Source organism: Dactylosporangium fulvum (assembly GCF_025137375.1).
Classification (GTDB): domain Bacteria; phylum Actinomycetota; class Actinomycetes; order Mycobacteriales; family Micromonosporaceae; genus Dactylosporangium; species Dactylosporangium fulvum.
This window is the reverse complement of the sequence record NZ_CP073720.1, coordinates 3,959,373-3,973,386: the sequence shown is the minus strand read 5'-3', so window position 1 is coordinate 3,973,386 and position 14,014 is coordinate 3,959,373. Positions and strand designations below refer to the sequence as shown.

The window sequence follows — 14,014 nt, the reverse complement described above, 5'->3', positions numbered from 1 at the left end:
TCAGCAGAGCCTCAGCGTCACCAGGCCCACGCCTCGGGGCCGGGGCCGCCGTTGCCGATCGGCGGGAAGATCTCGTCCAGCCGGGCCAGGGCATCGGCGTCGAGGACCGTGTCGAGGGCCTTCAGGGCCAGGTCGAGCTGCTCCGGGGTGCGCGGCCCGACGATCGGGGCGGTGACCCCCGGCCGGGACAGCAGCCAGGCGAGCGCCACCGTCGTCGGTTCGAGGCCCAGGTCGGCGCAGCACTGTTCGTACCGCTCCAGGACCGGACGGTGCTCGTCGACCCTCGGCGCGGCGTGCGAGGTGGTGCGGCCGGCGGCACCGTCGCGCTCCTTGCGCAGCGCGCCGGACAGCACCCCCTGCGCGAGCGGCGACCAGGGCAGCAGGCCGATGCCGAGCCCGATCGCCGCCGGCACGACCTCCAGCTCGACGTGCCGGGTCAGGAGGTTGTACTTGCACTGCTCCGACACCAGGCCGAGGAACCCGCGCCGGTCCGCCGACGCCTGCGCCGTCGCGAGGTGCCAGCCGGCGAAGTTGGACGACCCGACGTACAACACCTTGCCCTGGCTGACGAGGACCTCCATCGCCTGCCAGATCTCCTCCCACGGCGTGCCGCGGTCGATGTGGTGCATCTGGTACAGGTCGATGCGGTCGGTGCGGAGGCGGCGCAGCGACGCCTCGCAGCCGGCGATGATGTGCCGGGCCGAGAGACCGCGGTCGTTGGGGCGGTCGCTCATGGGCTGGTAGACCTTGGTGGCCAGGACGACATGGTCGCGGCGCCCGGTCCGGGCGAACCAGCTGCCGATGTAGCTCTCGCTGGTGCCTTCGTAGTCACGGGCGCCGTACATGTCGGCGGTGTCGACGAAGTTGATCCCGTCGTCGAGGGCCCGGTCGAGGACGGCGTGGCTGTCCGCCTCGCCGAGCTGCCAGCCGAAATTCATCGTCCCGAGACACAGCCGGCTGACGCTGAGCCCGGTCCGCCCGAGGTTCGTGTACTCCATGCCCGGCGACCGTACGGACGGCGGCCCCGCGGTCCCAGCCGTTCGACTGTGCTCGAATGGAACCGTGAAACGGCTGGAACTCACGGCTGCCGAGCTGCTCGGGGTGCGGTTCGCGCACTCGCCGATGGCCGAGGTCGTGACGAGCACCATCGCGTTGCGAGGGGCGCTCTGGATGTACGCCCGGTGGCGGGACCGGGTCAGCTGCGGCGTCCGGCGCGCCCGGCTCGACACGTTCTGGTCCGTCTTCGACACGCCCACCGGGGCCGTGCCCGACTTCCTCAGCCCCGTCCCCGGCGTGCCCCGGCCCTCGCTCGACGACGAGCTGCGGGTGATCGCCGCCACGCCGCTCGACCGGGTCGAGGCGGAGCTCGCGGCGGCCGGAGTCCCGGTCCGCGATCCGGCGGCGCTGCGGTCCTCGCTGGTGTCCGAGATCCGGCGGTACTACCAGCTCGCCGTCGCTCCCCTCATGCCGCGCCTCCGGGCGGCCGCCGACGGCGAGATCGCCGCGCGGGCGCTCGCCGCGGCCGACCACGGGCCCCGGTCGCTGCTGTCGGACCTGCACCCCAGGCTGCACTGGGACCCCGACGCCCTGCGGCTGGACTACCTCAAGGACGGCGAGCACCCGCCGTGGTCACTCGACGGTCACCGCCTCGCGCTGCTCCCGTCGGGGTTCGCCGGGCCGGTCGCGTGGGTGGTGGCGGCGCCGGACGGGCGGGCGCTGTGGTTCCCGCCGCGGGCCTACGGCCGGCTGTGGTCGGCGCCGGAGCCGCCGCCGGCGGCGCTGTCCTCGCTGCTCGGCGCGACCCGCGCAGCGGTGCTGACCATGCTGTCGGTGCCCGCGAGCACCGGTGACGTGGCGTCGTCGCTGGGCCTCGCGCCGGCCACGGCGTCGCACCACCTGACGGCGCTGCGCGACGCGGGCCTGCTCGCCGCGCACCGGACGGGCCGCCGGTTGCAGTACCACCGCACCGACCTGGGTGACCGGCTCTGCCAAGCGGCCTGACCCGGACCCGCAGAGGGGGCGGCCATGGACGCCCTGCGTCACCTCGCCTGAGGCGCGATGTGGGCCGACAGCTGATCGAGGGCCCGGCGCAGGAGCCCGCCGAACGGTTCCGGCGGGGCGGGCGCGCAGGGCGTCGCCGACGTGCTCGGAGCGGATACCCAACCTGCGCGCCACGCAAATATTCGTGTGGCGCACAAAGTCGCTATAGGTCAGACAACCGGTGAAACCCTAAGGTGGTTCGCGGTACGGCCGATGGAGTGCGAAACGCGATCTGGCTGGGGGTGGCGGGTGACCTGGCGCCGCGACCGGCTGTGGTTGGCGCATCTCGTCCTGGGCGGCGCCGCGACGGTGTCCTACGCCGCCGGCGTGCTGCCCGACCTGGCCTTCGCCGTCGTCGGCGTCGGCTGCGTGGTCGCCTGGGCGTGCGGGCCACGGCTGCACAACGTGCGGCCCCGCCAGCCGTGGCGGCTGCTCACCGCCGCCGGGCTGCTCTTCCTCACCGGGATCATCCTCCGCACGCTCATGGTCGACCTGCCGGCGCCCCGCGCGCAGCTCGGCGACGCCTTCTCGGTCTGCGGGTTCGGGTTCTTCATCGCCGGCCTGGTGTCGTTCCTCAACCGCTGGGGCATGGACCGGCACGCCCTGCTCGACGGCCTGATCGTCTGCATCGGCAGTGCGGTCGCGTCGCTGCTGCTGTTCGTCATGCCCGCCGCGACGATCCCGGACCGGCCGCTGGTCGTCACGGCGCTGGCCGGGCTGTATCCGTTACTGGACACCATCACCGTGCTGCTCGTGGCCAACCTGGCGTTCACCACCGCGGTCCGCCAGCCGGCCTTCGTGCTGCTCGGCGGCATGATGGTCCTGGTGTTCGCCGGCGACCTGGGCTACGCGATCATCGGGCGCAGCGGCGACGTCAACGGCTCCCGCCTGATGGACCTGCCGTTCCTGCTCGCGTTCACGCTCGGCGGCGCCGCCGCGCTGCACCCGACGGCCAAGGCCCTGAGCCGGGCCACGCCGCTGCCGATCCAGGCGTGGTCGCTGCCGCGGATGCTGGTCATCGGGCCGGCGGTGGCCGTGCCGTTCCTGCTCACCGTGCTGCTCGCGCACGAGTCGGCCGTGTCCCGGCTCGTCCTGGGCATCGGCGGCGCGGCGATCGTCGCGCTGCTGCTGGTGCGCGCCTCCGACGCGGTGCAGAGCCACGCGGCCGCGCAGCGCCGCTTCGAGCACCAGGCGACCCACGACCCGCTGACCGGCCTGCCCAACCGGCGGCTGCTCGCCATCATGGTCGAGCGCCTGCTCGCCGAGCGGGCGCCCGGTGACGTCTGGATGTTCTACCTCGACCTCGACGGCTTCAAGCTCGTCAACGACTCGTGGGGGCACCCGGCCGGCGACCAGCTCATCATCGACGTCGGCGCCCGGTTGCGGCACGCCCTGCCCGGCACCGCGACCGTCGCCCGGATCGGCGGCGACGAGTTTGTCGTCGTCCGGCGCTGCACCGAGCCGGAGGCGATGGGCGACGCCCGGAAGATCATGGAGTGCATCGAGCGTCCCCTGGTCATCGTCACCGCCGAGGGGGCGACCGCGGAGGTGGTCGTCGGCGCGTCGATGGGCATCGTCCGCGCCGACCGGCAGGAGCAGGCCGACGCGCTCATGCGTGACGCGGACACGGCGATGTACCGCGCGAAGGAAGAGGGTCGCAACCGCTGGACCGTCTTCGACGCCTCCATGCGCGACGCGGTCCGCGAGCGCGTCGAGATCGAGGTCGCGCTCCGCGCGGCGGTCGCCCAGGAGCAGCTCAGCATCGCGTACCAGCCGATCGTCGAGCTGCCCACCGGCCGACTCGCCGGCGTCGAGGCCCTCGTGCGCTGGGAGCACCCGGTGCGCGGCTGGCTCGGGCCGAACATGTTCATCGCCGTCGCCGAGGACTCCAACCTGATCTCGGCGCTGGGCGCCTGGGTGCTGCGGGAGTCGGTGCGGCAGCTGGCCCGGTGGCGGGCCGACGGGGTGGTCGACGACGACTTCTGGATGTCGGTCAACGTGTCACCGCGCCAGCTCGGCGACGCGGCGTTCGCCGAGCGGCTCGCGGCGGTGCTGCAGCAGGCCGGGGTGCCGGCCGCCAACCTGGTCCTGGAGATCACCGAGTCGGTGATGGTCGAGGGCAGCGAGCTGACCGAACGGGTGCTCGTCGAGCTGCGCACGCTCGGCGTGCGGATCTCCGTCGACGACTTCGGCACCGGCTTCTCGGCACTGGGCTACCTGCGCCGCCATCCCGTCACCGGGGTGAAGATCGACCGCTCGTTCGTCAAGGGTCTCGGCACGAGCACCGAGGACGAGGAGATCGTCCGGGCCGTGGTGGCGATGAGCAGCGCGCTGCGCCTGTCGGTCGTCGCCGAGGGCGTCGAGACCGAGGCCCAGCGCGACGTGCTCGTCACCCTCGGGGTGCCGCTCGCGCAGGGCTGGCTGTGGGGCAAGGCCGTGCCGCCGGACGAGTTCGCGGCACGCTGGTCGCTGGGCGGGGTGGGCGAACGGGTCGCCGCTCGGTCAGACTGATCGGATGACGGAAACGATCACCCGGGACGACGCATACCTGTGGCTGGAAGCGGTCGAGGGCACCGATGCCCTGGCGTGGGTCCGCGAGCGCAACGCCGAGACCGTCGAGGCGCTGACCGGCAATGATCGCTTCGCGGTGCTGCGCGACGGCATCAGGGCCGTGCTCGACGCCGACGACCGCATCCCGCTCGTCGCCTGGCACGGGGACCGGGTCTACAACCTGTGGAAGGACGCCCACCATCCGCGCGGGCTGTGGCGGCGCACCACCCTCGACGACTACCGCGGCGACGAGCCGCACTGGGAGACGGTCCTCGACCTCGACGCGCTCGCCGCCGCCGAGGGTGAGAACTGGGTGTGGCAGGGCGTCGACTTCCTGCGCACCGGCCCGCTCGCCGGTGAGCACCGGGCCCTGATCGCCCTGTCGCGCGGCGGCGCCGACGCGGCGGTCGTGCGCGAATTCGACCTGCGACAGCTGCGGTTCGTGACCGACGGCTTCACCCTGCCCGAGGCGAAGAGCGACGTCAGTTGGATCGACGAGGATCACGTCTTCGTCGGCACGGACACCGGCCCGGGATCCATGACCTCCTCCGGCTACCCGCGGCAGGTCCGGCGGTGGCGCCGGGGCACCCCGGTCACCGACGCCGAGCTGGTCTTCGAGGGCTCGGCCGACGACGTCTCGGTGCGGGCGACCACCGACGTGTCCACCGGCGGCCGGCGGGCGATCGTCCGGCAGGCCGTCGACTTCTTCCACGCCCGGCGATACCTTCTCGTCGACGGCGAGCTGACCGAGCTCGACGTGCCCGACGACGCGGGCGTCGACGTGCACCGGGAGTGGCTGCTCATCCGGGTGCGCACCGACTGGACCGTCGCCGGCACCACCTACGCGGCCGGTTCGCTGCTCATCACCCGGCTCGACGCCTACCTCGCCGGTTCGCGCGACCTGACCCCGCTGTTCACCCCCGACCCGCACACGTCGCTGAGCTACAGCCAGTGGACCCGCACGGGGCTGATCCTCGTGCTGCTCGCGGACGTGCAGAGCCGCCTGGAGCTGTTGTCGTACGGCGAGGACGGCGAGTGGCACCGCACGGTCCTCGGCAGCGAGCTCGGCCAGACCGACGTGTGGGACACCAACGCCGACACCGACGAGCAGTACCTGCTGCTCTCCAGCGGCTTCACGCTCCCGCCGACGCTGCGGCACGGGGTGCTCGGCGGTGACGGGCCCACGATCCTCAAGCAGGGCCCGGCGTACTTCCCCGCCGACGGGCTCACCACGCAGCAGTTCTTCGCCACGTCGGCCGACGGCACGCAGGTCCCCTACTTCGTCGTCGGGCGGCCCGGCGCCGGCCCCGGCCCGACCCTGCTGAGCGGCTACGGCGGGTTCGAGGTCTCGCGCGTCCCGACGTACAACTCCATCATCGGCCGCGGCTGGCTGGCCCGGGGCGGCACGTATGTCGTGGCGAACATCCGCGGCGGCGGGGAGTACGGTCCGCAGTGGCACCGGTCGGCGCTGCGCGAGAAGCGCCCGCGCGCCTACGAGGACTTCGCCGCGGTCGCCACCGACCTGGTCGAGCGGGGCGTCACGACCCGCGAGCAGCTGGGCACCGAGGGCGGCTCCAACGGTGGCCTGCTCATGGGCGTGATGCTGACCCGCTACCCGGAGCTCTTCGGCGCGATCGTCTGCGCGGTGCCGCTGCTCGACATGAAGCGCTACCACCTGCTGCTCGCCGGCGCGTCGTGGATGGCGGAGTACGGTGACCCGGACAATCCCTCGGACTGGGAGTACCTGCGGCTGTTCTCGCCGTATCAGAACGTGCGGGAGGCGGTGCCGTATCCGCCGACGCTCATCACGACCTCGACCCGTGACGACCGCGTCCACCCCGGTCACGCGCGCAAGATGGTGGCGTTGCTGCGCGAGCACGGCAAGGACGTGGCGTACTACGAGAACATCGAGGGCGGCCACGGCGGCGCGGCGGACAACGCCCAGCTGGCCTTCAAGTGGGCGTTGGCGTTCGAGTTCCTGTGGCGGACGTTGGCCCCCGAGTCCTGACCCGACTGCAAGATCGATGGGTCCGGTCGGGCACCCTGCCGGCGGCCGGGTCAGGCCAGGCGGAGGACCAGTTCCTCGCGGGCCACGCGGCGGCGCGTGGTCCGTCGGTAGCGGTAGACCTGGGCCGCGCCGAAGGCCCACAACACGTACTGCACCGCGAAGGCCACCTTGAAGGCGCCCAGCGACGAGTGGGCCGCACCCGCGGGGGTGAGGACGTCGAGCACCACGCCGATGGCGACGATCAGCACGATCGACGCCACGAAGCCTCCCACGTTCACGATGCCCGTCGCGCCGCCGAGGCGGGCTGCCGGGTTGAACGAGCGGGCGTAGTCGAAGCCGATCATCGAGCCTGGGCCGTTGACCGTCAGCACCAGCACGAGCAGCGTGAGCAGCCACAGCGGGGCACGGCCGGGCCACAGCAGCACGGCCGTCCACGCGGCCGCCGAACTGCCGACGATGCCGAGGACAAGGGTCGAGCGGTGGTACGGCAGCCGGCCGCAGAAGTGGCCGATCAGCGGGCCCATGACGATGCCGCCGGCGGTGAGCAGGGACAGCAGCAGGGCCGCGGTCGCCGGGGCGAGCCCTTCGCCCTGAGTGAGGAACGGGTAGCCCCACAGCAGCGCGAACACGCTGCCGGAGAACTGGGTGGCGAAGTGGGTCCACAGGCCCAGCCGGGTGCCCGGGTGCGCCCACGAGTGGCGCAGGCCACGGTCGCGCTTCTCCGGCGCCGCCGCCGGGTCGGGGGTGTCCTTGAGCGCGCCGACGACGAGCGCCACCGCCGCCGCACCGAGCCCGGCGGCGCCGAGGAACGTCGCCGGCCAGCCCGCACTCTTGAGCACGAACACCAGCGGCACGGTCGAGCACAGCGCGCCGAGCTGGCCGATCATGCCGGTCATCTGGACCATGAGCGCATTGCTGGACGGCGGGAACCACATGGCGACGATCCGCAGCACGCTGATGAACGTCATCGCGTCGCCGACGCCGATCAGCACGCGCGCCGCGATCGCCGGGCCGATGTCGTCCGCATACGCGAACAGCAGCTGGCCCGTGACCATGAGCAGGCCGCCGGCGACGAGCAGCCGGCGTGAGCCGAACCGGTCCAGCAGGACGCCGACCGGGATCTGCATGCCCGCGTAGACGGCGAGCTGGGTCACGGAGAGCACGGCCAGCAGGGCGGTGCCGACGCCGAGCCGTTCGGCGGCCGTGACCCCCGCGACGCCGAGCGAGGAGCGGTGGAAGACGGCGAGGACGTATGCGATGAGTCCGATGGTCCACATGAGATAGCGGCGCATAACGCCCTCGACGCTATCGGCCCGACTCCCCGATGTGTGCCGACTGTGACCGTGGTCAAGTGTGGGTTTGCAGACAGGTCATACGCTGTCGGCGACCGTTTTGCCGTCTTGAGGATCCAAGTCATGATCGACAGGACTCGGCCATGAGCGACCTGACCGCCACCCCGATCCGGTGGCAGCACTCGGGCGACGGTGAGTTCCCCTACCACGCCGAGATCGGCGGGCGGGTGCTGACCGTGCGCGTCAACGACTTCCCGGCGGAGCCGCTCTACACGCTCATCGTCGACGGTGCCGAACTGGCCGACCTCGACGACTGGCCGCAGGTGTGGCAGCGCCCGCCGGTGCCGTCGCATCTGCTCGACCTCGTGGGCCGGCCGGTGACGACCGACCTGCTGCGGACGTGGGGCCGGCTGATCTGCGGCGTGACGACCGAGCACGCGGCGGAGGTGGCGGCCCTGCTCGGGCTGCCCGCGCCGACGCAGGACGAGCTCGGGCAGCTGTTCGTGCAGCCCAGCCCGCCCGGCACGACGTCGTTGCAGATCTACATGAACGCGCGGGCCGGGCTGTCGACGGTGGAGATCTCCTTCGCCGGCCCGGCGCTGACCCGGGCGGAGCTCGACGCGTGTTTCGGCCCGAGTCAGGAGCTGCCGCGCGTCCACTGGGACTCGCCGCACGTGACCGCGCACCGCATCAGCGCCGACGACGCCCCGCTGACCTGCACGCTGTTCGCGTACTTCACCGGGGCCCTGACACCGTCGTCGCGCGCGATCCGGATCACGCTGCGCCGCGATCACCACTGAGGGCGGTCTTCACCGGGGCCGACTTCGCCGCCGCCTCGGCGACCTCGGCCTGCGGGTCGCTGTCCCAGACGATGCCCCCGCCGGCCCACACGTGTGCCCGGCCGCCGGCGATGGCGACGGTCCGGATGGTGAGCCCGAGGTCCACCGTGAGCGCCCCGCCGGGCCCGTGCCCGACCCAGCCGAACGCCCCCATGCTCGGCCCCCGGCCGACGGGCTCGAGCCGGGCGGCGACGTCGATCGCGGCCAGCTTGGGCGCGCCGGTGACCGAGCCGCCGGGCCAGACGGCGCGGAGCAGCTCGGCGAGGCCCACGCCGCCGGCCAGGCGGGCGCTGACGGTCGACTCGGCCTGCCAGAGCCCGGACCAGCGGCGGATCGCGAACAGCTCGTCGACGCGGACCGAGCCGACGCGCGCGACCCGGCCGAGGTCGTTTCGCTCGAGGTCGACGATCATGACGTGCTCGGCGCGCTCCTTCGCCGACGCGAGCAGCTCGGCCCGTCCCTCGGCGGTGGCCGGCCGGGTGCCCTTGATGGGCCGGGTGACGGCGCGCCCGCCGGAGACCTCGACCAGCGTCTCGGGTGAGGCCGAGGCGACCCACCACCCGTCCCCGTGCAGGACGCCGCCGTAGCGGGCCCCGGGGAGGGCCGCGACCCTCGCCAGGGCGGCTCGGGGGTCGCCGCCGAAGGGGGCGCTGGCGTGGCCGACGAGGTTCACCACGTACACGTCGCCGCGGGCGATCGCGGCCCGGACCTCGTCGACCGCGCGGGCGTGCCGCGCGGCCGTCCAGCTGCCGGTCCACGGGCCCAGCGCCGGGCGAGCGGGCTCGTCGGCGTCGGGGGCCCGCTGCGGGCCGTGCGCGTAGACGACGGCCACCAGCGCCGGCACGGCGGCGGCCGGTGATGCCTTCACGGAGGGTGGCGACAGGAGTACGGCGGCGCCACAAACCGACGAGTCGATCACCCTGGGTGACGAGGAGAGATCATCGACCGGCACTCCGTGCGACGACAGAAACTCGGAGAGCAATCGAAGGGGGTCGCCGCCGTCGCGGGAATGCCACTCCAGCCGAGAGCGCTCCCAAATGTGGGTACGACACGCCGGTGGCACCCCGGGCGGATGAAGATCCAACGACCCGAGCCGGCACCCGACGACCGGTCCTAGTGTGCTCATACGAACGGTGGATTATCCCCAGAATGTGTCGTGACGTGTGCGGAATCGTGTCGTTGGGCGTAGTAGCGTGCATCACTGGTCATGTGAAGAACCACACAGACCTCAACTGAACCTCTCAATCGGAGACCCCCGATGCTTTGCCAGCACGAGCCAGCCTGTCCCTCGGCCGACGACACCGACCGCGATGCCGCCCGCGTCACCGCCTTCTTCCCCGAGCAGGGATGGAGCCTCCTGTGCAACGGCGTGATCGTCTTCGAGGACACCGGTGAGCTTTTGCCCGATTGCAGGGTGATCGAGCCCCATCGCGGTCCCGCGCCACATACGCTGGTCAGGGCAGCCTGACCGCTACGAGGAGTAGCGGCCAGGCTGCTACGCAGCGTAGCCGCTACTCCTCGTACGCCGATGCCGGCGGACACGCGCAGACCAGGTTCCGGTCGCCGTAGCTGTCGTCGATCCGTCGCACCGGCGGCCAGTACTTCGCCGAGCGGTCCCCGTCGGCGTAGCGACCCGGATAGGCCGCCACCGACCTCGGGTAGGCGTGCTCCCACGCGTCGGCCGTGACCACCGCCGCCGGGTGCGGCGCGTTGACGAGCGGATTGTCGTCCGCCGGCCACGCTCCCGCCGCGACCCGGTCGATCTCCTCCCGGATCGCGATCATCGCGTCGCAGAACCGGTCGAGCTCCGCCAGGTCCTCGCTCTCGGTCGGCTCCACCATCAGCGTCCCCGACACCGGGAACGACATCGTCGGGGCGTGGAAGCCGTAGTCGATGAGCCGCTTCGCCACGTCCGCCACCGTCACGCCGGTCGCCTTCGTGATCCCGCGCAGGTCGAGGATGCACTCGTGCGCGACGAGGTGCTCGCTGCCGCTGTACAGCACCGGGTAGTGCTCGCGCAGCCGGGCCGCGACGTAGTTCGCCGCCAGCACCGCCGTCGCCGTCGCCCTCGTCAGGCCGTCGGGGCCCATCAGCCGCAGGTACGCCCACGGGATCGGCAGGATCCCGGCCGAGCCCCAGGGCGCCGCCGACACCGGGCCGACCGGCGCGTCCGCCGCCAGGAACGGGTGCGACGGCAGGTACTTCGCGAGGTGCTGGCGCACCGCGACCGGCCCGACGCCGGGGCCGCCGCCGCCGTGCGGGATGCAGAACGTCTTGTGCAGGTTCAGGTGCGACACGTCGGCGCCGAACTGGCCGGGCTTGGCGTACCCGAGCAGCGCGTTGAGGTTCGCGCCGTCGACGTAGACCTGGCCGCCGGCCGTGTGGACCTTGTCACACAGGGCCGAGATGCCCTCCTCGTACACACCGTGCGTCGACGGGTAGGTGACCATGATCGCGGCGAGCCGGTCCGCGTGCTGCTCGATCTTCCGGTCCAGGTCCCCGAGGTCGACGTTGCCCTGGTCGTCGCAGGCGACGACGGCCACCCGCATGCCGGCCATGACCGCGCTCGCCGCGTTGGTGCCGTGCGCGCTGGACGGGATCAGGCAGACGTCCCGTTGCGTGTCGCCGCGCCCCTGGTGGTACGCCCGGATCGCCAGCAACCCGGCGAGCTCACCCTGCGAACCGGCGTTGGGCTGCAGGCTCACCGCGTCGTATCCGGTCACCTCCGCCAGCCAGCGCTCCAGGTCGCTGATGAGCCGGCGGTACCCCTGGGTCTGCGCCGCCGGCGCGAAGGGGTGCACGTTGGCGAACTCGGGCCAGGTGATCGGCTCCATCTCGGCGGTAGCGTTGAGCTTCATCGTGCACGAACCCAGCGGGATCATGCCGCGGTCCAGCGCGTAGTCCTTGTCGGAGAGGCGCCGCAGGTAGCGCAGCATCGCCGTCTCCGAACGGTGACCGGAGAAGACCGGGTGGGTCAGGTAGTCCGAGGTGCGGCGCAGGCCGGCCGGCACCGCGTCGGTGGTGTCGAGGGCGGTCACGTCGACGTGGGACAGCCCGAACGCGGCGAGCACGTCACGGAGGTGGCTGAACGTGGTCGTCTCGTCGCAGGCGATTCCGACGCGGTCGGCGTCGACGAGGCGCAGGTTGACCCCGCGGGTCGCGGCGGTCGCCACGATCTGCTCGGCCTGGCCGGGCACCACGGCGGTGACCGTGTCGAAGAACGCGCGGTGCTCGGTGGTCACGCTACCGGCGCGCAGCCCGGCCGCGAGCCGCGCGGCCATGTCGTGGGTGCGGGTCGCGATCTCGGACAGGCCCTCGGGCCCGTGGTACACCGCGTACATGCTCGCGACGACGGCGAGCAGGACCTGCGCGGTGCAGATGTTCGAGGTGGCCTTCTCGCGGCGGATGTGCTGCTCGCGGGTCTGGAGGGCGAGACGGTACGCGGGGGCGCCGCCGGCGTCCTTCGAGACGCCCACGAGCCGTCCCGGCAGGGTGCGCTCGAGGCCCTGGCGGACCGAGATGTACCCGGCGTGCGGCCCGCCGAAGCCCATCGGCACGCCGAAGCGCTGCGCGCTGCCGACGGCGACGTCGGCGCCGATCGCGCCCGGCTCCCGCAGCACGCACAGCGCGAGCAGGTCGGCGGCGACGGTGACGATCGCGCCCCGGTCGTGGGCCGCGCGGACGAGCCCCTCGTGGTCGCGGACAGCGCCGGACGCCCCCGGGTATTGCAGGTGGAGCCCGAAGAACTCCCCCGGCAGTTCCTCGACGGTGACGTCGACAACCCTGACCTCGATGCCGAGCGGCTCGGCCCGCGTCTCGATGACGGCGAGGGTCTGCGGCAGCACGTCGGCGTCGACGACGTAGACGTCGGACTTCACCTTCGACGAGCGGCGGGCCAGGGTCATCGCCTCGGCCGCGGCGGTGGCCTCGTCGAGCAGCGACGCGCCGGCCACGGGCAGCCCGGTGAGGTCGGCGACGACGGTCTGGAAGTTGAGCAGCGCCTCGAGCCGGCCCTGGCTGATCTCGGGCTGGTACGGCGTGTAGGCCGTGTACCACGAAGGGTCCTCGAGCACGTTGCGCAGGATCACCGGCGGCGTGTGCGTGCCGTAGTAGCCGAGGCCGATCATCGACACCAGCATGCGGTTCGCCGACGCGAGGGCGCGCAACTCGGCCAGCACCTCGGCCTCGGACGCCGCCAGGGGGAGGTTGAGCGGCTTGTGCCACCGGATCGAGCCGGGGATCGCCGCGGTCATCAGGTCGTCGACGGACTCGTAGCCGACGGTCTTGAGCATCCGCGCCTGCTCGTCGGCGGAAGGTCCTATGTGCCGGCTGGCGAAGGTCGTCATAGCCACACTCTTCTGGGTCGAGGACAGGGGCCTTATGAAGCTCCTCCCCCTCTGTCGCCAGACTCCAGAGGTGCCAACCCGTCGCGGTCCTTCTGCCTGAGAGGTTCCGGGGAGGATTTGCCCCTTCGGCGCCGCCGTTGCTCGTGGCCGCGCCGATGGCACCGGCGCGGCCGGCGATCTCTCCCGCGTGGGTATTGCCGGCGTGCCTAATCTACCAACTGTGCATGATCTGACCATCGTGGCGTCGCACACGGTCTATTCGGCGATCGTCGGATCCCGGGCGTACGGGCTGTCCGGCCCGCAGTCGGACACCGACCGCCGAGGGGTCTTCCAGGCCCCGACGGGGTCGTACTGGCACCTGGACAAACCGCCCACACACGTCGACGGCCCCCTGCCTGAGCAGTTCTTCTGGGAGCTGGAGCGGGCGTGCTCGCTGGCGCTGGCCGCCAACCCGACGGTGCTGGAGTGCCTGTGGTCCCCGCTCGTCGAGTCGGTCTCCGAGGTGGGCCGCGACCTGCTGGCGATCCGCGGCGCGTTCCTGTCCCGCCGGACCGCCGTCACGTACGGTGACTACGCCCGCAGCCAGCTGGCGAAGCTGCGGTCGGTCCGGGCGCGCACCGGCGAGGTCCGCTGGAAGCAGGCGATGCACATGGCGCGGCTGCTGCGCGCCGGCGCCCACGTCCTGCGCACGGGTGAGGTCCTGGTCGACGTCAGCCCGTGGCGCGAGGAGCTGCTCGCCATCCGCCGGGGCGAGCTGTCCTGGGAGTCGTTCGGCGAGCTGGCGGCGTCCCTGGAGGCGGATCTCGGGACCGCGGCGGCCACGACCACCCTCCCGGAGGAGCCGGACCGGGCCACGGTGGACGCGTTCCTGGTCGAGGCCCGCCGCCGGGACCTGTCGTCCACGGCCGGCGGCGTGCGGGCGCCGGGCGGAGCCCCGGT

Annotated in this window: 9 protein-coding genes, 1 pseudogene and 1 riboswitch; of the genes and pseudogenes, 6 read left to right on the top strand and 4 right to left on the bottom strand. The window is 72.5% G+C overall.

Going from position 1 to position 14,014, the window contains the following annotated elements:
• Positions 1–17: 17 nt before the first annotated feature.
• Positions 18–998 (bottom strand): aldo/keto reductase, encoded by a 981-nt coding sequence (locus Dfulv_RS18800; protein WP_259865267.1) that lies wholly within the window; start codon positions 996–998, stop codon positions 18–20.
• A gap of 64 nt (positions 999–1,062) precedes the next feature.
• Here Dfulv_RS18800 and Dfulv_RS18795 point away from each other — a divergent pair, with 64 nt between their 5' ends.
• The 3 genes from Dfulv_RS18795 (at position 1,063) to Dfulv_RS18785 (ending at position 6,598) form a co-directional block, all read left to right on the top strand.
• Positions 1,063–2,001, top strand: a complete 939-nt coding sequence (locus tag Dfulv_RS18795) for an ArsR/SmtB family transcription factor (protein WP_259865264.1) — start codon at positions 1,063–1,065, stop codon at positions 1,999–2,001.
• A gap of 288 nt (positions 2,002–2,289) precedes the next feature.
• The gene (locus Dfulv_RS18790; RefSeq protein ID WP_259865262.1) at positions 2,290–4,551 is read left to right on the top strand and encodes a putative bifunctional diguanylate cyclase/phosphodiesterase; all 2,262 of its coding nucleotides are present in this window, start codon (positions 2,290–2,292) and stop codon (positions 4,549–4,551) included.
• Positions 4,552–4,555: 4 nt separating this feature from the next.
• Entirely contained in the window at positions 4,556–6,598 is a 2,043-nt protein-coding gene (locus Dfulv_RS18785; protein ID WP_259865260.1) for a prolyl oligopeptidase family serine peptidase, read from the top strand.
• Between the two features lie 50 nt (positions 6,599–6,648).
• On the opposite strand, the gene Dfulv_RS18780 is transcribed toward Dfulv_RS18785, so the two are convergent.
• Complete coding sequence (locus tag Dfulv_RS18780; RefSeq protein WP_259865259.1) at positions 6,649–7,890, bottom strand: MFS transporter; 1,242 nt, start codon at positions 7,888–7,890, stop codon at positions 6,649–6,651.
• A gap of 143 nt (positions 7,891–8,033) precedes the next feature.
• Between Dfulv_RS18780 and Dfulv_RS18775 the strand changes: the two genes are divergently transcribed.
• Positions 8,034–8,690 carry a hypothetical protein gene (locus Dfulv_RS18775; protein WP_259865258.1) on the top strand — a complete coding sequence of 219 codons (657 nt, stop codon included), beginning with the start codon at positions 8,034–8,036 and terminating at the stop codon, positions 8,688–8,690.
• On the opposite strand, the gene Dfulv_RS18770 is transcribed toward Dfulv_RS18775, so the two are convergent.
• A complete protein-coding gene (locus tag Dfulv_RS18770; RefSeq protein WP_259865257.1) occupies positions 8,665–9,855 on the bottom strand; it encodes a chorismate-binding protein in 1,191 nt (396 codons plus the stop codon). The genes Dfulv_RS18775 and Dfulv_RS18770 overlap by 26 nt on opposite strands.
• Positions 9,856–9,987: 132 nt before the next feature.
• On the opposite strand from Dfulv_RS18770, the gene Dfulv_RS18765 reads away from it, so the two are divergent.
• Complete coding sequence (locus Dfulv_RS18765; RefSeq protein WP_259865256.1) at positions 9,988–10,197, top strand: DUF5999 family protein; 210 nt, start codon at positions 9,988–9,990, stop codon at positions 10,195–10,197.
• A gap of 43 nt (positions 10,198–10,240) precedes the next feature.
• On the opposite strand, the gene gcvP is transcribed toward Dfulv_RS18765, so the two are convergent.
• Positions 10,241–13,075, bottom strand: coding sequence for an aminomethyl-transferring glycine dehydrogenase (gene gcvP / locus Dfulv_RS18760; RefSeq protein ID WP_406567974.1), 2,835 nt, complete (start codon positions 13,073–13,075; stop codon positions 10,241–10,243).
• 74 nt (positions 13,076–13,149) lie between these two features.
• A riboswitch (glycine riboswitch) is annotated at positions 13,150–13,271 on the bottom strand.
• A 24-nt stretch (positions 13,272–13,295) separates the two neighbouring features.
• On the opposite strand from gcvP, the pseudogene Dfulv_RS18755 reads away from it, so the two are divergent.
• Positions 13,296–13,970, top strand: a pseudogene (locus tag Dfulv_RS18755) (nucleotidyltransferase domain-containing protein); the annotation flags it as partial.
• Positions 13,971–14,014: the final 44 nt, after the last annotated feature.